The sequence below is a fragment of the Kitasatospora sp. NPDC059722 genome, from assembly GCF_042733235.1.
GTDB lineage: Bacteria > Actinomycetota > Actinomycetes > Streptomycetales > Streptomycetaceae > Kitasatospora.
In genome coordinates this window covers 1-25,066 of record NZ_JBHWGD010000020.1, presented here as the reverse complement: position 1 = coordinate 25,066, position 25,066 = coordinate 1, and the positions used below count along the sequence as shown (strand labels likewise).

General features: G+C 72.9%; 20 protein-coding genes. 16 read left to right on the top strand and 4 right to left on the bottom strand.

Translation table 11 applies throughout. From position 1 onward, the window contains the following. Positions 1-65: 65 nt before the first annotated feature. The 4 genes from ACFV4F_RS15700 to ACFV4F_RS15685 form a co-directional block, all read right to left on the bottom strand. A complete protein-coding gene (locus tag ACFV4F_RS15700; RefSeq protein ID WP_380502859.1) occupies positions 66-2,495 on the bottom strand; it encodes a transglutaminaseTgpA domain-containing protein in 2,430 nt (809 codons plus the stop codon). Then, positions 2,492-3,814: a DUF58 domain-containing protein gene (locus ACFV4F_RS15695; protein ID WP_380502856.1), complete on the bottom strand. Its 1,323-nt coding sequence runs from the start codon at positions 3,812-3,814 to the stop codon at positions 2,492-2,494. Before ACFV4F_RS15695 ends, ACFV4F_RS15700 begins: the two co-directional genes overlap by 4 nt. 1 nt (position 3,815) lies before the next feature. Continuing rightward, entirely contained in the window at positions 3,816-4,862 is a 1,047-nt protein-coding gene (locus ACFV4F_RS15690; protein WP_380446893.1) for an AAA family ATPase, read from the bottom strand. Between the two features lie 328 nt (positions 4,863-5,190). After that, complete coding sequence (locus tag ACFV4F_RS15685; protein ID WP_380446890.1) at positions 5,191-5,733, bottom strand: beta-class carbonic anhydrase; 543 nt, start codon at positions 5,731-5,733, stop codon at positions 5,191-5,193. A 522-nt stretch (positions 5,734-6,255) separates the two neighbouring features. Between ACFV4F_RS15685 and rsmH the strand changes: the two genes are divergently transcribed. From rsmH to ACFV4F_RS15605, 16 genes are all read left to right on the top strand, one after another. Further along, positions 6,256-7,230, top strand: a complete 975-nt coding sequence (gene rsmH, locus ACFV4F_RS15680; RefSeq protein WP_380446888.1) for a 16S rRNA (cytosine(1402)-N(4))-methyltransferase RsmH — start codon at positions 6,256-6,258, stop codon at positions 7,228-7,230. Between the two features lie 130 nt (positions 7,231-7,360). Beyond that, a complete protein-coding gene (locus ACFV4F_RS15675) occupies positions 7,361-7,831 on the top strand; it encodes a cell division protein FtsL (protein ID WP_380446886.1) in 471 nt (156 codons plus the stop codon). A gap of 126 nt (positions 7,832-7,957) precedes the next feature. Continuing rightward, on the top strand, positions 7,958-10,156 hold the full coding sequence (locus ACFV4F_RS15670) for a penicillin-binding transpeptidase domain-containing protein (RefSeq protein WP_380446884.1): 2,199 nt from the start codon (positions 7,958-7,960) through the stop codon (positions 10,154-10,156). A gap of 93 nt (positions 10,157-10,249) precedes the next feature. Further along, the gene (locus ACFV4F_RS15665) at positions 10,250-11,815 is read left to right on the top strand and encodes a UDP-N-acetylmuramoyl-L-alanyl-D-glutamate--2,6-diaminopimelate ligase (RefSeq protein ID WP_380502853.1); all 1,566 of its coding nucleotides are present in this window, start codon (positions 10,250-10,252) and stop codon (positions 11,813-11,815) included. Then, positions 11,812-13,215, top strand: a complete 1,404-nt coding sequence (gene murF / locus ACFV4F_RS15660; protein WP_380446879.1) for a UDP-N-acetylmuramoyl-tripeptide--D-alanyl-D-alanine ligase — start codon at positions 11,812-11,814, stop codon at positions 13,213-13,215. Before ACFV4F_RS15665 ends, murF begins: the two co-directional genes overlap by 4 nt. Continuing rightward, positions 13,215-14,276, top strand: coding sequence for a phospho-N-acetylmuramoyl-pentapeptide-transferase (gene mraY / locus ACFV4F_RS15655; RefSeq protein ID WP_329928346.1), 1,062 nt, complete (start codon positions 13,215-13,217; stop codon positions 14,274-14,276). The genes murF and mraY overlap by 1 nt, the downstream gene beginning before the upstream one ends. Then, positions 14,273-15,721: a UDP-N-acetylmuramoyl-L-alanine--D-glutamate ligase gene (gene murD / locus ACFV4F_RS15650; RefSeq protein ID WP_380446876.1), complete on the top strand. Its 1,449-nt coding sequence runs from the start codon at positions 14,273-14,275 to the stop codon at positions 15,719-15,721. Before mraY ends, murD begins: the two co-directional genes overlap by 4 nt. A gap of 74 nt (positions 15,722-15,795) precedes the next feature. Then, positions 15,796-17,136, top strand: a complete 1,341-nt coding sequence (ftsW, locus tag ACFV4F_RS15645) for a putative lipid II flippase FtsW (RefSeq protein WP_380446874.1) — start codon at positions 15,796-15,798, stop codon at positions 17,134-17,136. 6 nt (positions 17,137-17,142) lie between these two features. Beyond that, entirely contained in the window at positions 17,143-18,249 is a 1,107-nt protein-coding gene (gene murG, locus ACFV4F_RS15640) for an undecaprenyldiphospho-muramoylpentapeptide beta-N-acetylglucosaminyltransferase (RefSeq protein WP_359974828.1), read from the top strand. Beyond that, positions 18,242-19,018: a cell division protein FtsQ/DivIB gene (locus ACFV4F_RS15635; RefSeq protein WP_380446872.1), complete on the top strand. Its 777-nt coding sequence runs from the start codon at positions 18,242-18,244 to the stop codon at positions 19,016-19,018. Before murG ends, ACFV4F_RS15635 begins: the two co-directional genes overlap by 8 nt. Positions 19,019-19,380: 362 nt before the next feature. After that, complete coding sequence (ftsZ, locus tag ACFV4F_RS15630; protein WP_380499177.1) at positions 19,381-20,604, top strand: cell division protein FtsZ; 1,224 nt, start codon at positions 19,381-19,383, stop codon at positions 20,602-20,604. Then, positions 20,601-21,332 carry a peptidoglycan editing factor PgeF gene (gene pgeF, locus ACFV4F_RS15625; RefSeq protein WP_380446868.1) on the top strand — a complete coding sequence of 244 codons (732 nt, stop codon included), beginning with the start codon at positions 20,601-20,603 and terminating at the stop codon, positions 21,330-21,332. The genes ftsZ and pgeF overlap by 4 nt, the downstream gene beginning before the upstream one ends. Then, a complete protein-coding gene (locus ACFV4F_RS15620) occupies positions 21,332-22,144 on the top strand; it encodes a YggS family pyridoxal phosphate-dependent enzyme (protein WP_380502849.1) in 813 nt (270 codons plus the stop codon). The genes pgeF and ACFV4F_RS15620 overlap by 1 nt, the downstream gene beginning before the upstream one ends. A 225-nt stretch (positions 22,145-22,369) precedes the next feature. Then, a complete protein-coding gene (locus ACFV4F_RS15615; protein WP_153460377.1) occupies positions 22,370-22,972 on the top strand; it encodes a cell division protein SepF in 603 nt (200 codons plus the stop codon). A 99-nt stretch (positions 22,973-23,071) separates the two neighbouring features. Beyond that, positions 23,072-23,353, top strand: a complete 282-nt coding sequence (locus ACFV4F_RS15610; protein WP_329928339.1) for a YggT family protein — start codon at positions 23,072-23,074, stop codon at positions 23,351-23,353. Positions 23,354-23,412: 59 nt separating this feature from the next. Beyond that, complete coding sequence (locus ACFV4F_RS15605) at positions 23,413-24,834, top strand: DivIVA domain-containing protein (protein WP_380499175.1); 1,422 nt, start codon at positions 23,413-23,415, stop codon at positions 24,832-24,834. Positions 24,835-25,066: the final 232 nt, after the last annotated feature.

Sequence of the window (25,066 nt, the reverse complement as noted above, 5' to 3'; positions counted from 1 at the left end):
TTGTGTATAAGAGACCGGTCGATGGACTGCCCGCCCCCGGCGGCTCTTCGCGTTCCCCGCGTCCCTCAGGACTCCTGGTCCCGCCCCTTGCGGGTGAACACCCGCCGCACCGGTCGGGTGACGGCGTCGGACACCCGGCCGACCCTGCCGCCGACCGTCACCCGGGCGGCCAGGACGGCGTCGGAGATCCGCCACCACAGCTGCGCCGACGACGGCGGCAGCAGCACCGCCCGCGTCCGCTCGCGCCGGCCCGCGGTGGCCAGCAGGCCCTCCCGGGCGGTGCGGACGTCGGCCGCGAGCGGCGCGGTGACGTGGGCGGAGCGGGCGTAGAGCACCCGCTCGGTGGCCAGCGCCAGGCGCCCGGCGGCGGCCGCCGCGTCCTCGCCCAGTTCGGCCCGCTCGGAGATCCGCCGGGCGGCGGCGCGCGGGGTGCGCGACTCGTCCGGCGGGATGCCGAGGTCCCAGGCGGAGTCGACCAGCTCGTCCCAGGCGGCCAGGACCTGCTCGTCGGTGAGCTCGGCCGGGCCGTCCCCGCCGGGGCGGCGGCGCCCGCCGCCGATCCGGCGCCGGCGCACCGCGGCGCGCCAGAACATCGGGACGAGCAGCAGCGCGATCAGCGCGACCACCACCGCGAGGGTGCCGAGCACCTGCGCGGAGAGCAGCCAGGAGTCCTGGCCGGTGTCGCCGACGGCGGTGTTCTTCTTGCCGCACTCGCCCAGCTGACGCAGCTTGGCGTCGCAGTCCTTGCTGTTGGACGGTGCCGGCGCGGGCGCGTCGCTGGTGGCGGCGGCGGTCGGCTGCTGGCTCGGGGCGGTGGTCGCGGTGGCGGCCTGCTCGTTGTAGCGGGGCTGCACGCCGCGGCTGGGGGTGGGCTCGAAGCGCATCCAGCCGTAGCCGCCGAAGTACAGCTCGGGCCAGGCGTGGTACATCCGGCCGGTCACCGAGTAGGTGTTGGCGCTCTGGGCGTCGCCGGGGGTGAAGCCGACGGCGACCCGGGCGGGGATCTTCAGGGTGCGGGCCATCGCCGCCATGGTGGAGGCGAAGTGGACGCAGAAGCCGCGCTTGTCGCGCAGGAAGGTGACGATGGCGTCCGTGCCGGTGCCGCTGCTGACGCTGGTGTCGTAGCGGAACTCCGGTCCGGTGAACCAGGCGGCGAGGGCGACGGCCTTGTCGTAGTTGGTCGTCTGCTTGGCGGTGACCTGCCGGGCCAGCTGCGAGACCTCCGTGGGCAGGTTCGTCGGCAGCGCCGTGTAGTGCTCCCGGATGTCCTGGGGCGCGCTCGGCGCGTCGCGCAGGTCGTTGGCGGTGGGCCGGACGTCCAGCGAGGTGACCTGGTAGTGCAGGCCCTTGATCGACTTGTCGTTGGTGGGCATCACGGTGCGGGTCAGCTGGTCGAGCTTCCACTCGCCGCGGTTGGGCAGCTGGACCGAGAGCGCCGGGTACGGCATAGGCAGCCAGCTCTTCTCCAGCGCGTTGCTGACCTGGAAGTCGCCCTTCATCTGCGGGAGGTTGGGGTCCTGGAGACCCTCCGGCGGGGGAAGGGCCGCGCCCAGGTCGGCGACGGTGGTGGAGCCGAGCTTCCAGTTGGTGCCGTCGAACACGTCCAGCGAGCCGGTGCGCAGGTAGGTCTGGTCGGCGATGTCGCTGTCCAGGGTGTAGCGCAGCAGTTCGGTGTTGGTGGGCCGGGTGATCTCGGCCTGCAGGCTGACCAGCGGGTCGAGGCTGGTGACCGCGCCGGCCGAACCCCCGCCGCCGCTGCCGCCGGAGCCGGAGTGCAGCAGGCCGGAGTCCCAGTGCGGCAGGAAGACGGGCAGCAGCATGGCGACGGCCAGGGCCAGGATGCCGACCTGCTGGCCGCCGAGGCCGACGGCGCCGGAGCTCTCGGTGCCGCGCGAGGTGCCGCGGAAGATCCGGCCCCAGCGGGAGACGCGGTCCTGGCCCTCGGCGAAGAGGAGCAGCAGGTAGCCGGCCGCGGCGAGGCCGAACCAGATCCAGCTGCCGTGGTCGCCGGCCAGGCCGTTGCCGACCGAGTACAGCGCGAGCAGCGGCAGCCCGGCCAGCGCCGAGCGCCGGTACGTCACCGCGACGGTGTCGACGATCAGCGCGATCAGGCCGACCGAGCCGACCAGGATCAGCCGCAGGCCCGCGTTGGGCGGCGCGGGGATGGCGTACTGCTGGATGTCGTCCAGGCCGGAGCCGAACACCCGGTCCAGGGAGCTCAGCGAGTTCGGCCCCGGAATCAGGCCGCCCCACACGGAGCCGGATTCGGCGAAGCCGATCAGCAGCAGGAGGACCAGCGCGACCAGCTGTCCGAGCGGCACCGTCCAGCGGAACAGCGGGGTGCGGCGCAGGCCCGCGCCGACGGCGGCGAGCACCGCGATCACCAGGAAGGCGTGGGTGATCCAGCTCTTGGTGGTGAGCAGCGGGGTCAGGCAGAGCGAGGCGAGGGCGGTGGCCAGCGCCGAGTAGACGGTCAGTTTGGCCCGGGTGGTCACGCGCCGGCCTCTTCTCGGTAGGGGGCGGAGGTCTTCGCACCCTCGGCGGCCCGCCACAGGTCGGGGAGCGAGTCCCCGGCGCGCACCGGCAGGACCGTCCAGCCGGCCTCGCGCAGCTGGCGCGCCCGGGCGCGGAACTCGTCGCCGCCGGTCTCGGGGGCGAGCATCCGCAGGCCGGTCCACGTGCCGGTGTCGAGGAGGAAGGCGATGGCGCCGCCGGTGCGCCCGCGCAGCCGGGCCAGCCGTGCGGCCTGGGACTCGTCCAGCTCGCCGAGGACGGCGACCAGCAGGCCCTCGCCGCCGGCGCGCAGCGGCTCCTCGGCGCGGGAGAGCCCGCCGCCGTCGGACAGGTCGGCGACCGCGAGCGCGTCCAGGATCAGCCCGGAGGACTCGGCCGCCGCGTTGGTGCCGCCGGTGCCGGGGCCGGGGACCCACTGGCCGGTGTCGGTGAGCAGCCTGGTCTGGTAGCCGCGCTCCAGCAGGTGGACGGAGACGGACGCGGCGCAGCTGACCGCCCACTCGAAGGAGGAGGCAGGGCCGCTGCCCCGGTGGGCGATCTCGCGGGTGTCCAGCAGCACGGTGGCGCGGGCGCGCTGCGGCTGCTCCTCGCGGCGGACCATCAGTTCGCCGTAGCGGGCGGTGGACTTCCAGTGCACGCGGCGCAGGTCGTCGCCGGGCCGGTACTCGCGCAGGATCACGTCGTCGTCGCCGGCCAGCGCGAGGGTGCGGGCGTGGCTCTCGCCCTGCCCGAGCCACTCGCCGCTCAGCCGCACGTGCGCCAGCGCCTGGACCTGGGGGACGACGGTGAGCACGTCGGACGCGGTGAACGAACGGTTCACCTCGCACATCCCGAACGGGTCGGACAGCCGCAGCTGGAGCGGGCCGAGCTCGTAGCGGCCGCGCAGGTCGGAACGGACCCGGTAGGAGACCTCCCGGTTGCCGCGCGGCTCGACCCGGTCCAGCACGAAGCGCGGGCGCGGCCCGAGCACGTACGGGACCTTGTCCTCCAGGAGCAGCAGCCCGGTGGGCACCCGGGAGATGTTGTCGACCCGCAGGTGGACCCGGGCCTCCTGGCCGGCGATCGCCCGGTGCGGGCTGAGCCGGCGCCCGCTGGCCACCCGGTAGCGGGTGTTGGCCAGCACCAGGGCGGCGGCCAGCGGGAGCGCGGCGAGCAGCACACCGACCCGCAGCAGCGCGTCCTGGTCGAGCAGGTAGGCGCAGACCATGGCGGTGAGCCCGGCGGCGAGGAAGGAGCGGCCCCGGGTGGTGAGGCCGCGCAGGCCGGCCCGCAGGCCCGACGGTGCGTCGGACGGCGACACCTCAGACCCTCCGGCCGGCCGGGCCGCCCTGCGGACGCGGCAGCGGCAGCCGGGCGACGAGGTCGGCCACGATCTGCTCGGAGGTGCGGCGGCTGAGCTGGGTCTCGGCGGTCGGCATCAGGCGGTGCGCGAGGACCGGGACGGCGAGGCGCTGGATGTCGTCCGGGGTGACGTAGTCGCGCCCGTCCAGCGCGGCGGCCGCGCGGGCGGCCCGGACCAGGTGCAGGGTGGCGCGCGGCGAGGCGCCCAGGCGCAGCTCGTGGCTGGTGCGGGTGGCGCCGACCAGGTCGACGGCGTAGCGGCGGACCGGGTCGGCGATGTGCACGGTGCGCACCAGGTCGATGAGCTTGAGGATGTCGGCGGCGTGCGCGACCGGCTGGAGGTCGGCCAGCGGGCTGGCGCCGGCGTGCACGTCGAGCATCGCGAACTCGGCCTCGGGGCTGGGGTAGCCGATCGAGATGCGGGCCATGAAACGGTCCCGCTGGGCCTCGGGGAGGGGGTAGGTGCCCTCCATCTCGACCGGGTTCTGGGTGGCGACGACCATGAACGGCGACGGCAGCTCGTAGCTGGTCCCGTCGATGGTGACCTGGCGCTCCTCCATCGACTCCAGCAGCGCGGACTGGGTCTTGGGCGAGGCGCGGTTGATCTCGTCGCCGACCACGATCTGGGCGAAGATCGCGCCCGGGCGGAACTCGAAGTCGCGCTGGTGCTGGTCGTAGATGTTGGTGCCGGTGACGTCCGAGGGCAGCAGGTCGGGCGTGAACTGGATGCGCCGCACGGTGCAGTCGACCGAGCGGGCGAGCGCCTTGGCCAGCATGGTCTTGCCGACGCCGGGGACGTCCTCCAGCAGCAGGTGGCCCTCGGCGAGCAGGACGGTCAGGGCGATCCGGACGGCCTCCGGCTTGCCCTCGATCACGCTCTCGATGTTGGCGCGGACCCGGTCCACGACGGCGGCGAGCTCGGGCAGGCCGACCCGGTGGTAACCGTCCGCCTCCTGGGCGCCCCCCGAAGAACCGCCGACACCGGCCTGATCGCTGTAGCTCGTCACCCGTTACGCTCCCTGGCACACCGTGCCCGCCTCACCCCGAGGCCGGCCCCCACCCCATGCTTGACGCGGCCGTACCAGGGGCGGTTCCGTGCGGGATCCGGCGCCGGGACAGCGGCCTGCGGCCCGGCCGCCCCAGGTGGTTCGAGGTCAACCGGCAGGCGCATTCTCCCCTGCCGGGGGCGCGGAAGTCACCCTGTCGCCGTGACTCGCCCGCTCGCCTCCGGGCGCTCGGGTCCGACGCCGACGGTCGTCGCTCCCGCGCTCCTCCCTTCGGCGTCGGCGCTTCCTTCGGCTCGGGGCGGGTGACCGGGGGCGGGGTGTCGGGCCGTCAGTGGATCTCGCGCAGGAGACCCGTGTGGACGTCGAACACGAAGCCGCGGACGTCGTCGGTGTGCAGCAGGAACGGGGAGGTGCGGACGCGCTGCATGGACTGGCGGACGTCGCCGTCCAGGTCGACGAAGGCCTCGACCGCCCACTGCGGGCGCTGGCCGACCTCCAGTTCCAGCTCGCGGCGGAAGTCCTCGGTGAGCCCCAGCAGGCCGCAGCCGGTGTGGTGGATCAGCGCGATCGAGCGGGTGCCGAGGGCGCGCTGGCTGATCGTGAGGGAGCGGATGGTGTCGTCGGTGACGACGCCGCCCGCGTTGCGGATGACGTGGGCGTCGCCCAGTTCGAGGCCGAGCGCCGCGAACAGGTCGAGGCGGGCGTCCATGCAGGCGACGACGGCGATCTTCTGCACCGGGCGGGCGTCCATGCCGCCGTCGTGGAAGGTGACCGCGTACTCGCGGTTGGAGGCCACGAAGCGGTCGATGATGGCCGGGGTCTCGGGGTCGGCAGCGGCGGTCGGCGTGGGCCGGTCGGGGGTCACTGTCATAGGGGCGACGTTAGTGCGATTCGGGGGGCCGCGGTGGGGTGGAGAGCTACAGAACGCGGCGCTGTGACCGAGCGCATAGCCACAACGGACGGGTTTGTCCGGCCTGGTCCCGAAGCGCGCGGCCCGGGGCGCGCGACCGGGCGCCGCGGCCGCCCCGCTCGCCCCGGCCCGACCGCCGGGACGGCCGCGACCTGCGGTGATCCGTACCGCCGCCCGGGTGGTGCGCCGGAGCGGGCCATTGACTGGCGGGGCCCGCGCGATAGAGTTGCGGCGCAGTGGAGCACACCCCCCGGGGCCCGTCAACCGGGCCTTCCCGGCCGGTGCTCCGGCCCGACCCGGCCCGTGGCCTCCACCCGCTCCGTGTCCTCCTGGCGCACCTTCCCCGGCGCCCGGCGGTCATGTCCTTCCCCTTGAGCGGGCGGGGACCACGGGCCGTGTCGTGCCCGCTCCCGGCGGTGGGCGAGAATGGTCGCAGCTCCCGGACGTCGGGCTGCTCCGCACCGAGGAAGGGCGCTGCCGCGCATGACCACCAACGAGCCGGGACCCAAGCACGTCCCCGTCATGCTGCAGCGGTGCATGGACGCGCTGGCCCCGGCGATCTCCCGGCCCGGCGCCGTGGTGGTGGACGCCACCCTCGGCCTCGGCGGGCACAGCGAGGCGCTGCTCACCCAGTTCCCCGAGGTCCGGCTGGTCGCGGTGGACCGTGACCCGGCCGCGCTCAAGCTCTCCGGCGAGCGCCTCGCCCCGTTCGGCGACCGGGCCACCCTGGTGCACGCCGTCTACGACGAGATCCCCGAGGTGCTGGAGCGCCTGGGCATCGACCGGATCGACGGCGTCCTGTTCGACCTGGGCGTCTCCTCGATGCAGCTGGACGAGGCGGACCGCGGCTTCGCGTACGCCCAGGACGCCCCGCTGGACATGCGGATGGACCAGACCCGGGGGATCAGCGCGGCCGAGGTGCTCAACACCTACAGCCACGGCGAGCTGGCCCGGATCCTGAAGTTCTACGGCGAGGAGCGGTTCGCCGGGAAGATCGCCTCGGTGATCCTCCGGGAGCGCGAGAAGGAACCGTTCAGCAACAGCGCGCGTCTGGTCGAGTTGGTGCGCAACGCCATTCCGGCGGCCACCCGGCGCACCGGCGGGAACCCCGCGAAGCGGACCTTCCAGGCCCTGCGGATCGAGGTGAACGGCGAACTGGAGGTGCTGGACCGGGCCATCCCGGGAGCGCTGGACGCCCTCGCGATCGGTGGACGGATCGTCGTGATGTCCTACCAGTCGCTGGAGGACCGCCTGGTGAAGCAGTACTTCGCGGCCGGAGCGACCAGCACGGCGCCGCCGGGACTGCCGTTTGTCCCCGAGGAGCACCAGCCCTGGCTGAAGCTGATCACCCGCGGTGCCGAGCTGGCCACCGAGGAGGAGATCGAGGAGAACCGGCGCGCCGCGCCCGTGCGACTGCGGGTGGCGGAGAGGATCAGGGACCGGAAGAAGCGGGGCTGAGCGGGTCCCGGGGCGGTCCGAAGGGCGGAGGAGAGCAGTGGGGCCGGTGGCCGGTGGGGTCCGGGCGGGGAGCGGAGCACTCCCGGGGCAGGGCAGGGCGCGGATCACGGTCCGGCCGGGGCGGCGCCCCGTGCGGGGACGCACGCCCTTCGCCGTCCTGGTGGTGGTCCTGCTGGCGGCGGGGCTGCTCGGGCTGCTGGCGCTGAACACGGCGCTCAACGAGGGCTCCTTCGAGCTGTCCCGGCTGCAGCGGCAGACCACCACGGCGACCGACGAGCAGCAGAGCCTCCAGCACCAGATCGACCAGAACTCCGCGCCGGACGCGCTGGCCCGGCGGGCCGCCGAGCTGGGCATGATCCCGGCCGGCGGGATGGCCTTCCTGGACCTGGGCAACGGCGGCAAGGTGCTCGGCAAGCCCGGCCCGGCGCAGGACAGCCCGCCGGTGAAGCGGTCGACGGCCGAGCCGTGGCCGACCAGGCAGCAGCCGGCGCCGAGCTCCCAGCCGAGCGCCCCGGCGCCGACGGCGACCGCGGGCGACTCCGTCGTCCAGATCAACCCGGGCGCCCCGGCGCCCTCGCCGACGGGGGGTGCGGCCCGATGAGCGGGTGGAGCACGCGGGACACCGGAACCGAGAGCGGCGAGGCGGGCGCATGAGCGAGCGCAGCGAGCTCGTCATCGACACGTGCGGGTGGGCGGATGCCCCTGCCGAGAGCAGCGAGGCGGGCGCATGAGCACTCCGCGACAGCCGTCCGCCGGGGGCTCCGGCAACCCGCGCCGTCCGGCGGCGCCCAAGGGCGCGGCCCCGCGCGGGCAGGCGGCGAAGAAGGCCCAGCCCGCCAAGCCGCAGCCGGCCAAGCCGCAGCCCGCGAAGGTGCAGCCGGCCCGGCCGAAGCAGCCCGCCAAGGGCCAGCCCGCGAAGGCCGCCGCCGCCCGGACGCCGAGGGCCCCGCAGCAGCGCCGCCCCGAGGGCCGGCCGCCGGCCAGGTCCCAGGCGGCGGCCCGGCCGCGCCCCAAGTCCCGTCCGCCGCAGCGCCCCAAGGCGCTCAAGCTGGCCGAGCCCAAGCGCCGGCTGCGGGTGATCACCGTCGTGCTGTCGCTGGTGTTCTCCGTCTTCGCGGGCCGGCTCGTCCAGCTGCAGCTACTGGACGCCGACGCGCTGGCCGCCGACGCCAACACCAACCGCTACCTCAACGTCCCGATCACCGCCGAGCGCGGCTCGATAACGTCCTCCGACGGCGTGGCCCTGGCGGCCACCGTCGACGCGTACGACATCACCGCCGACCCGGCGATGTTCACCCCGGAGGCCACCGGCGTCCCGGACGCCCCCGAGCAGGCGGCGGCGCTGCTGTCGCCGATCATCGGCGTGCCCAAGGAGAAGATCGCCGCCGACCTGCACACCCCCAAGAGCCGCTACAAGCGGCTCGCCGCCCGGCAGACCCCGGGCGCCAAGAGCCAGATCAGCGAGCTCAAGGCGAACCTGGAGAAGCAGGCCGGTTCGCGCGCCTGCCAGGCCCAGAAGCGGCAGCTCGGCAAGCCCGCCGAGCAGGGCGGGCGCACCCGGGTCGACAACGAGTGCGCCAACCCGCTGGCCGGCGTGTTCAACCAGGAGACCCAGAAGCGGGTCTACCCCTCCGACGGCCTGGCGGCCAACCTGGTCGGCTTCGTCAACGGCGAGGGGCAGGGCGCGGGCGGCCTGGAGCTGCAGTACCAGAAGCTGCTGGCCGGCAAGGACGGCCACAACAGCTACGCCCAGGCGGCCGGCCGGCTGGTGCCCACCGCCGGGGGCTCGCTGGAGGCCGCCGTGCCCGGCAACGACGTCAAGCTGACCATCAACCGGGACATCCAGTGGGCTGCCCAGCGGGCGATCACCGACCAGGTGGCCAACTCCGGCGCTGAGAAGGGCTACGTCGTCGTCCAGGACGTGAAGACCGGCCAGGTCCTCGCGATGGCCACCGCGCCCGGCTTCAACCCGAACGACCTGAGCCTCGCCAAGCAGTCCCAGATGGGCAATCCCGCCCTGGTCGACGCGTACGAGCCGGGCAGCACTGCGAAGCTGATGAGCCTGGCCGCCGTCCTGGACTCCGGCAAGGCCAGCTGGGACACCAAGGTCACCGTGCCTGGCAACCTGGTCCGGGCCGGACAGCAGTTCAAGGATGACGTCCCGCACGGCGACTGGTACCTGACCCTGGCCGGGGTGCTCGCCAAGTCCTCCAACATCGGCACCATCGAGGCGATCGAGACCCTCGGCGACGGCGACCAGCTGAAGGCCAACCAGGTGCTGGACGGCTACATGCGCAAGTTCGGCGTGGCCCAGCCGACCGGCCTGAACTTCCCCGGCGAGACGGCCGGCAAGCTCAAGAAGCCGGAGGACCTGGTCGCCTCGGAGAAGTACAACATCTCCTTCGGCCAGGGCCCGCTGCAGATGAACGCGCTGCAGGCCACGTCGGTGTACTCGACCATCGCCAACGGCGGCGTCCGGGTGGCGCCCAGCATCGTCCAGGGCATCACCAGCCCGGACGGCAAGTACACCCCGACCGCGCCGGGCGAGCAGACCCGGGTGGTGAGCGACCAGACCGCCAAGACCCTCACCCAGATGCTGGAGTCCGTCGTCGACGACGAGCAGGGCACCGGCGGCAAGGCCGCCATCCCCGGCTACCGCGTCGCCGGCAAGACCGGCACCGCCAACCGCGGCGCGGCCAACGGCGTCGGCTACGACGGCTACACCGCCTCCTTCATCGGCTTCGCCCCGGCGGAGGCCCCCCGGGTGACCGTCTCCTGTACCCTCCAGGGCCCGGTCAACGGCCACTTCGGCGGCCAGCTGTGCGGCCCGGTGTTCAAGCAGGTGATGGAGTTCACCCTCAAGACCCTCCAGGTCCCGCCGAGCAACAGCGAGGCACCCAACCTGCCCGTCGACTGGAAGCCGTGAACGAGCATGAGCAACGAGCTGGCCGGGCCGGCCGGCGGCGCGGCGCAGGGCCGGTTTGGCCCTGGGCACCCTTCGGCGGATAGCCTTCCCGCCGTGCCGAAACCCGATCAAACCACCGTGAGTCCGCCCCGCCCGGCCGAGGCCGCCGCCCTGCCGCTCGCCGAGCTGGCCGGCCGGCTGGGCCTGCCGCCCGTCGAAGGCGGTGCCGTCACCGGCGTCACCCACGACTCCCGCGCGGTGCGCCCGGGCGACGTGTACGTGGCCTTCCCCGGCGCCAACCACCACGGCGCGGCCTTCGCGGCCAAGGCCGCGGACGCCGGCGCGGTGGCCGTGCTCACCGACCCGGCGGGCGCCGAGCTGGCCGCCCCCACCGGCCTGCCGCTGCTGGTCGTCGACCGGCCGCGAGCCCGGATGGGCGAGCTGGCCGCGATCGTCTACGGGCACCCGTCCGAGCGGCTGCTGATGCTCGGCCTGACCGGCACCAACGGCAAGACCACCACCTCCTACCTGGTCGAGGGCGGCCTGCGCGGCGCCGGCCGCAGCCCCGGGGTGATCGGCACCGTCGAGATGCGGGTCGGCACCGAGCGGATCAAGAGCGAGCGGACCACCCCCGAGGCCACCGACCTGCACGCGATCCTCGGCGTGATGGCCGAGCGCGGCGCCGACGCGGTGACCATGGAGGTCTCCAGCCACGCCCTCGTCTTCGGCCGCACCGACGGGGTGACGTACGACGTCGCCCTGTTCAACAACCTCACGCCGGAGCACCTCGACTTCCACCCGGACATGGAGGACTACTTCCAGGCGAAGGCCCGGCTCTTCCAGCCCGGCAAGTCCCGTCGCGGAGTGGTCAACGTCGACGACGAGTACGGCCGCCGGCTGGCCGCCGAGGCGAAGATCCCGGTGGCCACCTTCTCCGCCGCCGGCGACCCCGGCGCCGACTGGCGCGCGGTCGACGTCCAGCTCGGCCCGGTCGGCTCCACCTTCCGGGTGCTCGGCCCCGACGGCGCCGAGGCCGACGCCTCCGTGCCGCTGCCCGGCCCGTTCAACGTGGCCAACGCGCTCGCCGCGATCACCGTCCTGGTCTCCGCCGGACTGCCGCTGGACCGGGCCGTCGCGGGCGTCGCCGCCGTACCCGGCGTGCCGGGCCGGCTGGAGCGGGTGGACGCCGGACAGCCGTTCGTCGCCGTCGTCGACTACGCGCACAAGCCGGACGCCCTGCGCGCCGTCCTCGCCTCGCTGCGCGAGGTCACCAAGGGTCGGCTGCACGTCGTCGTCGGCTGCGGCGGCGACCGCGACCCGCACAAGCGCGGCCCGATGGGCGACATCGCCGCCCGGCTCGCCGACACCGCCCTGCTGACCAGCGACAACCCGCGCAGCGAGGACCCGCTGGCGATCCTCGCCAGCATGCTCGGCGGCGCCGCCGTGGTCCCCGAGGCCGAACGCGGCGACGTCCTGGTCGTCCCCGACCGGGCCGAGGCGATCCGCCTCGCGGTGGCCCGCGCGCACGCCGGCGACACCGTGCTGGTGGCCGGCAAGGGCCACGAACTTGGCCAGTACGTACGAGACGAGATCCGCCCCTTCGACGACCGGGAGGTGCTGCGGGAATCCATCACGCAGACCACGGCCGCCCGGGGCGACCGAGGAGTAGAGCAGCAGTGATCGCACTGACCCTCGCCGAGGTGGCCGCAGCCGTCGGAGGCACCCTGGACGGCGCCGACCCCGCCACCCCGGTGACCGGCCCGGTCGAGGTCGACTCCCGGAAGGTGCTGCCCGGCGGGCTGTTCGCGGCCTTCGTCGGCGAGCACGTGGACGGCCACGACTACGCGGCCACCGCGGTCGGGGCCGGCGCCGTCGCGGTGCTGGCCTCCCGGCCGGTCGGCGTGCCCGCCGTCCTGGTCGACAGCGTCGTGGACGCCCTCGGCAAGCTGGCCCGCGCCGTCGTGGCCCGCGCCGAGGCCACCACCGTGGTCGCACTGACCGGCTCGGCCGGCAAGACCAGCACCAAGGACCTGATCGCCCAGCTGCTCCAGCGCCTCGGCGACACCGTCTACCCGCCCGGCTCGCTCAACAACGAGATCGGGCACCCGATGACCGCGCTGCGGGTCGAGCCCGGCACCCGGCACCTGGTCATGGAGATGGGCGCCCGGCACAAGGGCGACATCGAGTACCTCACCTCCATCACCCCGCCCCGGATCGGCCTGGTGCTGAACGTCGGCACCGCGCACGTCGGCGAGTTCGGCTCGCAGGAGAAGATCGCCGAGGCCAAGGGCGAGCTGGTCGAGGCGCTGCCCGCGGACGGCGCCGCGATCCTCAACGCCGACGACCGGCTGGTCCGCGCGATGGCGGCCAGGACCAAGGCCAGGGTCGTCCTGTTCGGCGAGTCCCCGGACGCCCACGTCCGGGCGACCGACGTTCGCCTGGACGCCACCGGACGGCCATCGTTCACGCTCACCACCCCGGCCGGTTCCGCGCCCGTACAGCTGCGCCTGTACGGTGAGCACCACGTCTCGAACGCCCTCGCCGCCGCCGCGGTGGCGGTGGAGCTCGGGATGTCCGTCGACGACGCCGCGGCAGCCCTGGGCGAGGCGGGTGCGCTGTCCCGCTGGCGCATGGAGGTCGTCGACCGGGCCGATGGTGTCACCGTCGTCAACGACGCCTACAACGCGAACCCCGACTCGATGCGGGCCGCGCTGCGGGCGCTGGTCTCGATGGGGGGCCGCGGCCCGGAGCGCCGCCGCACCTGGGCGGTGCTCGGCGAGATGCGGGAGCTCGGCGAGGACAGCCTGGCCGAGCACGACGCCATCGGGCGGCTCGCGGTGCGGCTGGACGTCACCAAGCTGGTGGCGGTCGGCGGACGCGAGGCGGCCTGCATGGAACTGGGCGCGAGGAACGAAGGTTCGTGGGGTGAGGAGTCGGTGCTGGTGTCCGACGCGGACGCGGCGGTCGAACTGCTGCGCAGTCAGCTTCGGCCGGGGGATGTGGTCCTGGTGAAGGCGTCCCGTTCGGTGGGGCTGGAGAAGGTGGCCGAGGCCCTCCTCGCGGACGGTGCGGCCGAGTGATGAAGCAGATCCTCTTCTCCGGCATGATCGGCCTGGTCCTGTCGCTGCTCGGCACCCCGGCGCTGATCAAGCTGCTCGCCAAGCACGGCTACGGCCAGTACATCCGCGACGACGGCCCGAAGGCGCACCACAGCAAGAAGGGCACGCCCACCATGGGCGGCATCGCCTTCATCCTGGCGACGCTCATCGCCTACTTCGCGACCAAGGCGATAACGGGCGAGAGCCCGACCGTCTCCGGGTTGCTGGTGCTCTTCCTGACCGCGGGCCTCGGCCTGGTCGGCTTCCTGGACGACTACATCAAGGTCGTCAAGCGCCGCTCGCTCGGTCTGCGGGCCAAGGCCAAGCTGGCCGGCCAGTCGATCGTCGGCCTCGGCTTCGCGGTCCTGGCGATGCAGTTCCAGGACGACCGCGGGCTCACCCCGGCGTCCCAGAGCCTGTCCTTCGTCCGGGACTTCAAGTGGGCGGTCGGCCCGGTCCTGTTCGTCATCTTCGCGTACTTCATGATCGCGGCGATGTCCAACGGCGTGAACCTGACGGACGGCCTGGACGGCCTCGCCACCGGCGCGTCGGTCATGGTCTTCGGTGCCTACACCTTCATCGGCATCTGGGAGTACACCCAGAGCTGCGCCTACGCGATCACCGCGACCGCCAACTGCTACGACGTCCGCGACCCGCTGGACCTCGCCGTCGTCGCCTCCGCCCTGATGGGCTCCTGCTTCGGCTTCCTCTGGTGGAACACCTCGCCCGCCAAGATCTTCATGGGCGACACCGGCTCGCTCGCCCTCGGCGGCGCCCTCGCGGGCCTGGCCATCTGCTCGCGCACCGAGCTCCTGCTCGCGCTGCTCGGCGGCCTCTACGTGATCATCACCCTGTCGGTGATCATCCAGGTCGGCTCCTTCCGGATGACCGGCAAGCGAGTCTTCAAGATGGCACCGCTGCAGCACCACTTCGAACTCAAGGGCTGGACCGAAGTCCTGATCGTGGTCCGCTTCTGGATCATCCAGGGCCTCTGCGTCGCCGTCGGCCTCGGCCTCTTCTACGCGGGATGGGTGACCGGATGACCGAACCCCGATTCACCGGGACGCAGTGGAAGGCCCTGCCCGTCGTCGTCGCCGGGCTCGGCGTCTCGGGCATCAGCGCCGCGCGCGTCCTGCACGGCCTCGGCGCCCACGTCACCGTGGTCGACGGCGGCAGCGGCGAGGGCCTGAAGGCCCGCGCCGCCGAACTGGAGGCCCAGGGCATCACCGTGCGCCTCGGCGACGGCGCGAGCCTGCCCGAGGACACCCGGCTGGTCGTCACCTCGCCCGGCTGGCCGCCGAACAGCCCGCTGTTCGCCGCCGCCGACCTGGCCGGCGTCGAGGTCTGGGGCGACGTCGAGCTCGCCTGGCGGCTGCGCAGGCCGCTGCCCGCCACCGGCGAACCCGCCCCCTGGCTGGCCGTCACCGGCACCAACGGCAAGACCACCACCGTCCAGATGCTCGCCTCGATCCTCACCGCGGCCGGCAAGCGCACCGCCGCCGTCGGCAACGTCGGCGTCTCGGTGCTGGACGCGGTGCTCGCCGACGAGCCGTACGACGTCCTCGCGGTCGAGCTCTCCAGCTACCAGCTGCACTGGGCGCCCTCGCTGCGCCCGCACTCGGCGGCCGTGCTCAACCTGGCGCCCGACCACCTCGACTGGCACGGCTCGATGGAGGCGTACGCCGCCGACAAGGGCCGGATCTACGAGGGCAACGTCGTCGCCTGCGTGTACAACCTGGCCGACCCGGCCACCGAGGCGCTGGTCCGCGAGGCCGACGTCGAGGAGGGCTGCCGGGCGATCGGCTTCGGCCTCGGCGCCCCCGGCCCGTCGAACTTCGGCGTCGTGGACGGACTGCTGGTCGACCGCGCGTTCGTGCCCGACCGGGCCAAGAGCGCCGCCGAGCTGGGCTCCGTCGAGGACGTCAACCCGCCGGCCCCGCACAACATCGCCAACGCCCTCGCGGCGGCGGCGCTGGCGCGGGCCTACGGGGTCGAGCCGAAGGCCGTCCGGGAGGGCCTGCGGGCCTTCCGTCCGGACGCCCACCGGATCGCCGAGGTCGCCGTGGTCGACGGGGTCACGTACATCGACGACTCCAAGGCCACCAACACCCACGCCGCCGCGGCCTCGCTGGCCGCCTACCGGCCGATCGTCTGGATCGCCGGCGGCCTCGCCAAGGGCGCGACCTTCGACGACCTCGTCCAGGGCGCGGCCGAGCGGCTGCGGGCCGCCGTGCTCATCGGCGAGGACCGCGCGCTGATCCGGGAGGCGCTCGCCCGACACGCGCCGGATGTCCCGGTGATCGAGGCGGCCGAGGGCCAGACTGGCGCGGTGGCGATGACCGAGGTGGTCCGGACGGCCGCGTCGCTCGCCCAGCCGGGTGACACGGTGCTCCTGGCCCCGGCCTGCGCGTCGATGGACATGTTCACCAACTACGGCGAGCGCGGCGACCTCTTCGCAGCCTCCGTCCGGGAGCTGGCGGGCGGGTAGCCGGGCCCCGCGAGGGCGTCCGTACGAAGAGAGCGAGCGGGGAGTTGGCGGGGCAGGGCAGGGCGGATTCGGGCGTGCGGGAGCAGGCCGCGGCCGATCCGTGGCGCGTGATCTCCGCCACCACCACGAAGTACAAGTCGGCCGGTCCACTGGGCCGCCTGAGCGCCTTCCGCGCCCGGGTGCGGTACTGGCTGGACCGGCCGCTGACGCCCTACCTGCTGATCGTCGGCACCACGCTGCTGCTGGTCGTGCTCGGCCTCATGATGGTCTTCTCGGCCTCGCAGATCCTGGCCCTGAACCAGCACCACACCGCGCAGTACTACTTCCTCAAGCAGCTGATCGCGGCCATCCTCGGCCTCGTCCTGCTGGTCGGCATCGCGGCCGTCCCGGTGGCGGTGCTGCGGGTGGTCGTCTACCCGGTGATGTTCGGCGTGATCGGCGCGCTCGCGCTGGTCGCCGTGCCCGGCATCGGGGTGCGGATCAACGGCAACCAGAACTGGCTGGACTTCGGCTTCTTCCAGTTCCAGCCCTCCGAGTTCGCCAAGTTCGCGCTCGTCCTGTGGGGCGCCGACCTGCTCGCCCGCAAGCAGAAGGCCGGCACCCTCACCTCCTGGAAGCACCTGCTCGTGCCGCTCGTGCCGGGCGCCCTGCTGCTGCTCGCGCTGATCATGCTCGGCGGTGACATGGGCACCTCGATGATCCTGGTGGCCATGCTGTTCGCGCTGCTCTGGATGGTCGGCGCACCGCTGCGGCTGTTCGTGGCCACCCTCGGCGTGGCCGTCGTCGTCTGCACCGCCCTGGTGGTCACCGTCCCGCACCGGGCGGAACGCCTCGGCTGCATCGGGATCACCAAGCTCGACCCGGACGGTGCCTGCTTCCAGGCCCTGCACGGCGTCTACTCGTTCGCCCTCGGCGGCGGCTTCGGCACCGGCCTCGGCGCCGGCGTCGAGAAGTGGGGCCAGCTGCCCGAGGCGCACACCGACTTCATCTTCGCCGCGACCGGCGAGGAACTCGGTCTGGTGGGGACGCTGTCGGTGATCGGTCTCTTCGCGGCACTAGGCTACGCGGGTATCCGTGTGGCCATCGGTACGAAGGACCCCTTCGTCAGGTACGCCGCGGGAGCCGCCACCACGTGGATCATGGCCCAGGCCGTGATCAACCTGGGGTCGGCGCTGGGACTGCTGCCGATCGCGGGCGTCCCGCTCCCGCTGTTCTCCTACGGCGGTTCCGCCATGCTGTCGGCCATGTGCGCGATCGGAGTGCTGCTCTGCCTGGCACGCAGCACCTCCGGCGCGAAGGCGGCCCTGGCCGCCCGGAGCAAGAACTCCCGGATCAGGAGACGACTGGCCCGGGTGCTGCCACGACGACGAACCACAGCGCGCCCGGCCCCCGGGCCGGCACGCAGGGAGCGGTGAATTTCGGTGCATGTCGTACTCGCCGGCGGGGGGACCGCCGGTCACATCGAGCCGGCCATGGCCCTCGCGGACGCCCTCCGCAGGCACGACCCGTCCATCGGGATCACCGCCCTGGGCACCGAGAAGGGGCTGGAGACCCGGCTGGTGCCCGAGCGCGGCTACCAGCTGGAGCTCATCCCGGCCGTCCCGCTGCCCCGCAAGCCCACCCCCGAGCTGATCACCGTCCCGGGCCGGCTGCGCGGCACCGTCCGCGCCGCCCAGGAGATCATCGAGCGGGTCAACGCCGACGCCGTGGTCGGCTTCGGCGGCTACGTCGCCATGCCGGCCTACCTGGCCGCCAAGCGCGCCGGCGTGCCGATCGTGGTGCACGAGGCCAACGCCCGCCCGGGCCTGGCCAACAAGATCGGCGCCCGCTACACCGACTTCGTCGCCGTCTCCACCCCGGACAGCAAGCTGCGCGACTCCCGGTACATCGGCATCCCGCTGCGCCGCACGATCGCGACCCTGGACCGGAACACGGCCCGCCCGGAGGCCCGGCAGTACTTCGGCCTCGACCAGCGGCTGCCCACCCTGCTGGTCTCCGGCGGCTCCCAGGGCGCGCGCCGGCTCAACGAGACGGTCACCGCGATCGCCCCGCGCCTCCAGCAGTACGGGGTGCAGATCCTGCACGCCGTCGGGCCGAAGAACGAGCTGCCGCAGGTCAACGACATCCCCGGGATGCCGCCGTACCGCCCGGTGCCGTACGTCGACCGGATGGACCTCGCCTACGCCGCGGCCGACCTGATGCTCTGCCGGGCCGGGGCCATGACGGTGGCCGAGCTCGCGGCCGTCGGGCTGCCCGCCGCGTTCGTCCCGCTGCCGATCGGCAACGGCGAGCAGCGGCTGAACGCCCAGCCGATGGTCAAGGCGGGCGGCGGCCTGCTGGTGGACGACGCCGAGCTGACCCCGGACTGGGTGCTGCAGAACGTCCTGCCGGTCCTGACCGACCCGCAGAAGCTGTGGGACATGAGCCGGGCCGCGGCCGAGTTCGGCCGCCGGGACGCCGACGAACTGCTGGTCGGCATGGTCTACGAGGCCATCGAGGCCGCCCGCGGCGGCCGCCGCCGTGGTTGACGGCCGGCTCGCCGACCCCCTGGAGGAGGAGCTGGAGGCCGAGGAGCACGCTCCCCGGCTCCGGCTCTCCCGGCGGGGCTTCGTGGTGCTGGGCGTGCTCGGTGCCGCGGTGGTCGGCGTGCTGGCCTGGGTGGTCTTCTTCTCTTCGCTCCTGGACGTGCGGGACGTCGCCGTGCAGGGCGCCACCGACGACAAGCTGACGGCGGACCAGGTCCGCGCCGCGATCGGCGGGCTCGGCGACGGCCCGCTGGCCCGGGTGGACCTGGACGCCGCCCAGCGGCGGGTAGAGGCGATCCCGCGGGTGGCCGGGGCGGAGGTCTGGCGGGGCTGGCCGCACACGCTCCAGGTGAAGGTCACCCAGCGCAAGGCGGTGGCCGCCGTCAAGGGCGACGACGGTCAGTTCACCCAGGTGGACGCCGGCGGCGTGAGCTTCGCCACCGAGGCGGCCCCGCCCGCCGGGGTACCGGTGGTGGAACTGCGGCCCAGTCAGCAGGCGAAGGACGCGGACGGGGTGATCTCCCGTGCGCAGTTGGTGCAGGGAGCGGTGGCCGTGGCCGCCGGGCTGCCGTCCGACGTCGCCCAGCGGGCCGGGGCGCTGCTCGTGCACTCGTACGACGACATCGAGCTGCAGCTCAACGGGGGTGCGACGGTGCGCTGGGGGAGTCCGGAGCAGAACGACCGGAAGGCCCGGGTCCTGGTGGCCCTGCTGGCTCAGAAGGGCACGAACTACGACGTGAGTGCGCCGGACGCGCCGGCGGTGTCCGGATGATCCGGTAGGTTCTGTTCCTGGGGGTGGGGTTGACGCTTCGGAGTGTCGGCCCGACCCTTGGTGGTCACCCCGGTTTCATATGCCGGCCGATGATCACATAGGCTCAAAAGAAAAAGGGAAGCTCGGCGTGTTCGTTGAAACGCGTGCCCGGAGCCACCTAGTGTCCTGTGTCACCAGACTGTGTCCCCTGGTGATGTGACGGAGGCACAGGACTAACCCTAAAGGTCAAGTTTAGGGTTGGGGTCGGCGGTCGGCATTTCGGACATTGCGTCAGAAACCAGGCTCCCTACCCATCGACATCCGTCGGTACGGCTCTCACCGGGCCTCGCCGACCCGGAAATTCGAGGCGAGAGGCCTTCGACGTGGCAGCACCGCAGAACTACCTCGCAGTCATCAAGGTCGTCGGTATCGGCGGCGGTGGTGTCAACGCCATCAACCGGATGATCGAGGTCGGTCTCAAGGGCGTCGAGTTCATCGCGATCAACACCGATGCGCAGGCCCTCCTCATGAGCGACGCCGACGTCAAGCTCGATGTGGGCCGTGAACTCACCCGGGGCCTCGGCGCCGGCGCCAACCCCGAGGTCGGCCGCAAGGCCGCCGAGGACCACCGCGAGGAGATCGAGGAGGTCCTCAAGGGGGCCGACATGGTCTTCGTGACCGCGGGCGAGGGCGGTGGCACGGGCACGGGCGGCGCGCCCGTCGTCGCCAACATCGCCCGCTCGCTCGGCGCGCTCACCATCGGCGTGGTCACCCGCCCCTTCACCTTCGAGGGCCGGCGGCGCGCGAACCAGGCCGAGGACGGCATCGCGAGCCTGCGCGAAGAGGTCGACACCCTCATCGTCATCCCCAACGACCGGCTGCTGTCCATCTCGGACCGCCAGGTCAGCGTGCTCGACGCGTTCCGCTCGGCCGACCAGGTCCTGCTCTCCGGCGTCCAGGGCATCACCGACCTGATCACCACCCCGGGCCTGATCAACCTCGACTTCGCCGACGTCAAGTCCGTCATGTCGGACGCCGGTTCGGCGCTCATGGGCATCGGCTCGGCCCGCGGCGAGGACCGCGCCAAGGCGGCGGCCGTGATGGCGATCTCCTCGCCGCTGCTGGAGGCCTCGATCGACGGCGCCCGCGGCGTGCTGCTCTCCATCTCCGGCGGCTCGGACCTCGGCCTGTTCGAGATCAACGAGTCGGCCCAGCTGGTCAGCGAGGCCGCACACCCCGAGGCCAACATCATCTTCGGTGCGGTCATCGACGACGCGCTCGGCGACGAGGTGCGGGTCACCGTCATCGCGGCCGGCTTCGACGGCGGGCAGCCGCCGGCGATCGTCCGCGACCCGGTCGTCAAGTCCACCCCCGCCGCCCCGGCCACGCCGCCGGCCGCCCCGGAGCGCCCGGCCTCCCGGCCGTCGTACGGGGGCATCGGCTCGGTGACGTCCCGCTCCGAGGGCGACTCGCCCGCGCCGTCCCGCTCGACCGAGACCCCGGCCACCGCGACCGCCGCCCCGGTGCCGCCGCAGGTGCAGCCGGCCCGCCAGCCGTTCGTGGAGAGCCCGGCCGAGGAGCTCGACGTGCCGGACTTCCTTAAGTGATCGATCACGCCGTACGCGATGGTGCTCACTTCGCCTTCACCGACAGGTGGGGCGGGGTGAGCACTTCGCCGTACGGGGAGCTGAACCTCGGCGGCGCGGTCGGGGACGACCCGGAGGCCGTCCGGGAGAACCGGGCGCTCGCCGCCCGCGGGGTGGGGCTGAACCCGGCCGACGTGGTCTGGATGAACCAGGTGCACGGCGCCGACGTGGCGGTGGTGACGGAGCGGCAGCCGGCCGGGGAGGCCCCGACGGTCGACGCGGTGGTCACCGACCGGCCGCTCGCGCTCGCGGTGCTGACCGCCGACTGCACGCCGGTGCTGCTGGCCGACCCGGTGGCGGGGGTCGTGGGCGCGGCCCACGCCGGACGCCCCGGCCTCGCGGCCGGGGTGGTGCCCGCGGTCGTCCGGGCGATGACGGAGCTGGGTGCCGAGCCCGGCCGGATCGTCGCCGCCACCGGTCCCGCGGTGTGCGGCCGCTGCTACGAGGTGCCAGCCGAACTGCGCGCCGAAGTCGCCGCGGTGGTGCCCGCCGCCTTCGCCGAGACGTCCTGGGGGACACCGGCCCTGGACGTGCCGGAAGGAGTGGTGGCCCAGCTGGCCGCCGCGGGGGTCACCGAGGTGGTGCGATCACCGGTCTGCACCCTCGAATCCGCCGATCACTACTCCTATCGCCGCGAGCAGCGCACGGGGCGGCTCGCGAGCTACGTCTGGTTGGGCTCTGATCACTGATGACGAACGACATCTACGGACCGTTCCCGGGCGGCGCGGATTTCGCGTCGGCACTGACGGAGGGCCAGCGGGCCCGCTACGAGGAACTCGGCACCAACCTCGACGTGGTCGAGCGCCGGATCGCCGACGCGTGTGCCGCGGCCGGGCGGGACCGTCGCGAGGTCACGCTGATCGTCGTCACCAAGACCTACCCCGCGGAGGACAGCGCACTGCTGGCCGGACTGGGTGTGACGGACGTCGCGGAGAACCGCGACCAGGACGCCGCGCCCAAGGCGGAGCAGTGCAGAAACCTTCCTCTTGACTGGCACTTCGTCGGACAGCTGCAGACGAACAAGGTCCGGTCGGTCGTGCGGTACGCGAACCACGTGCACTCGGTGGACCGGTTGCGGCTCGTGGAGTCGCTCTCCGCGGCGGTGCTCAAGTCGGAGCGGCCGGAGCTCGGCTGCCTGGTGCAGGTGGCGCTGGAGAAGGATGTGTCGAGCGGCGGCTCCGCCGCGGGGGAAGAGGGCGCGCACCGGGCCGGGGTCGCCCCGGCGGACGTCGCCGAACTGGCCGACGCCATCGCCGCCGCGCCCGGGCTGCGGCTGGACGGTGTGATGACGGTCGCTCCGCTCGCCGGCCCGCTCGCCGGGGACCCGGCCCGGGCCTTCGATCGGCTGGCGGAAATCGCAACCGCCGTACGGGCGGCCCATCCTGCTGCCACCATGGTTTCCGCAGGGATGAGCGGCGACCTTGAGCAGGCGATTGCCGCCGGAGCGACACACGTGCGCGTCGGAACGGCGGTACTCGGAGTGAGGTCACCCCTCAGGTAACGTCACCGAGTAAGTAGATCAGACTGCAGGACAAAATAGGACAGAAACTAGCAGCTTTTCAGCGCGCTAGTGAACCGTGGATCGCAGCTCCGCGGCCCCCGCCACTTATTCACGAAATCTGACCATCCGTCGATCTGACGGGCTGTCGCGGGCGGACCGTCGCGGAATCCGCAGGCAGGGCGACTGGCCCTGGCCGCCGAACCACCGAGCGGAGGAGACAGGAGCATGGCCGGCGCGATGCGCAAGATGGCGGTCTACCTCGGCCTCGTGGAGGACGAGACGTACGACGGCCAGGGGTACGACCCCGACGACGACTACGACGCGGACCCCGAGCCGATTCGAACGGGGGCGCGGACGGAGGACATTCCCCGGCCGGCCGCGGCGCCCGCCCCGGTCTCCTCGATCACCCCGCAGCCGGTGCCGGCCGCGGTCCCGATCCGGCAGGAGACCCCGAGGATGGCGCCAGTGTCGTCCATCACACCCGAACGCCGCCACAATCTGGAGAAGAGCGCCCCGGTGATCATGCCCAAGGTAGTGAACGAACGAGAGCCCTACCGCATCACCACGCTGCACCCGCGGACCTACAACGAGGCCCGTACCATCGGGGAACAGTTCCGCGGCGGCACCCCCGTGATCATGAATCTCACCGAGATGGACGACACCGATGCGAAGCGACTCGTAGACTTCGCCGCTGGACTCGTCTTCGGTCTGCACGGCAGTATCGAGCGCGTGACGCAGAAGGTGTTCCTGCTGTCTCCTGCTAACGTCGATGTCACGGCGGAGGACAAGGCTCGGATCGCCGAGGGTGGGTTCTTCAACCAGAGCTGACCCGGCCACGACTTTACGTGTGGATCTGATCAACAGTGGGTTAGCGACAGGCGACAGGCAGCGGGCCCCAGGGCCCGGGACCGGGGAGAGGGAAACGCGATGGAGATCGTGTGGGCGGTGGCCTATTACGCCCTGACCGTCTTCCTGGTGTTCCTGCTTGTGCGGCTGGTGATGGACTGGGTCTTCCAGTTCGCGCGTTCGTGGCGGCCCGGCAAGGCCATGGTCCTGGTCCTGGAGGCCACGTACACTGTCACGGATCCGCCGCTCAAGCTTCTTCGGCGGTTCATCCCGCCGTTGCGTCTCGGGGGCGTGGCGCTCGACCTGTCCTTCTTCGTACTGATGATCATTGTGTATGTCCTGATCTCGCTTGTGCGGCCCTAGTCGTAGGTGACCGATGCGACAGGATGCCGGTGTGCCGACGATCACGTTGAGGTGAAGAGATGCCATTGACCCCCGAGGACGTTCGGAACAAGCAGTTCACGACCGTCCGCCTGCGCGAAGGCTATGACGAGGACGAGGTCGATGCCTTCCTCGACGAGGTCGAGGCGGAGCTGACCCGCCTGCTCCGCGAGAACGAGGACCTGCGCGCCAAGCTGGCCGCCGCGACTCGCGCCGCCGCGCAGAACCAGGCCAACATGCGGAAGGAACCGCCGCAGGACTCCCGTCCCGGCGCGCCCGTTCCGGCCGCCATATCCGGCCCGCCGGTCCCCGGCCAGCAGGGTCCGGGCGGCCCGCAGCAGATGGGCCCCGGCGGTCCCCAGCAGATGGGCCCGGGCGGCCCGCAGCAGATGGGACCCGGCGGTCCGCAGCAGATGGGCCCGGGTGGTCCGCAGCAGCAGATGGGCAACCAGCCCCTCGGTCTGCCCTCGGGCGCCCCGCAGCTCCCGGCCGGCCCCGGCCAGCAGCAGATGAACCAGACCATGGGCGGCCAGCAGCAGCTGGTCCAGCCGATGGGCGGTCAGATGCTCCAGCCGATGGGCGGCCCCGGCGGCCCGCAGCCCATGGGCAACCCGATGGGCCAGGGCATGGGCCAGGGTCAGGGCATGGGCCAGGGCATGGGCCAGGGTCAGGGCATGGGTCAGGGCATGGGCCAGCAGCAGATGCAGCCGATGGGCGGCCCCATGGGCGGCCCGCAGCAGCAGATGGGCGGCCCGCTCGGCGGCCCGATGCAGCAGCAGGGTCCCGGTGGCGACAGCGCCGCGCGCGTCCTGGCGCTCGCTCAGCAGACCGCCGACCAGGCGATCTCCGAGGCCCGCTCCGAGGCCAACAAGATCGTCGGCGAGGCGCGCAGCCGGGCCGAGGGCCTGGAGCGCGACGCCCGTGCCAAGGCCGACGCCCTGGAGCGGGACGCGCAGGAGAAGCACCGCGTCGCGATGGGGTCGCTGGAGTCCGCGCGGGCCACGCTGGAGCGCAAGGTCGAGGACCTGCGGGCGTTCGAGCGCGAGTACCGCACCCGCCTGAAGTCGTACCTGGAGACCCAGCTCCGTCAGCTGGAGTCGCAGGCCGACGACTCGCTCGCCCCGCCGCGGATCCCCGCCACCGCGTCGCTGCCGCCGGCGGCCTCGTCGATGGCTCCGGCCGGTGCCGGTGCGATGACCTCCGGTGGGACGTCCTTCGGTGGGAACCAGCCGTCCTTCGGTGGCAGCACGCCGTCCTTCGGCGGGCAGAGCTCCTTCGGCGGCAACCCGCCGGCGCCGAGCTTCGGCGGTCCGTCGGCCGGTGGCAGCACCGGGGCGCCGCAGATGCAGCCGGCCGGGATGACCCAGCCGATGGCGGCCGTCCGTCCGCAGCCGCCGCAGCCGATGCAGCAGGCTCCGGCGCCGATGCGGGGCTTCCTGATCGACGAGGACGGCGACAACTGAGGTTGTAGCAGGGCCTTTGGGGGCGTCCCCTTTCTGACCTTTTGGGTTGGGGAGGGGGCGCTTCTTTGTGTGTGTGGGGGCGCTGCGCGGGGCGGGGGTTAAGGATGGGGGCCGCTGCGCGGGGCTTGGGGTGCGGGGTGGGCTTTCGGGTGGGTGGGGGGTGCCGGGGGTGGCTGCGGGGGTGGCCGCTCCGGGGGCTGGATGATTTTCCGACTGCCGACTCTGTGGGTGG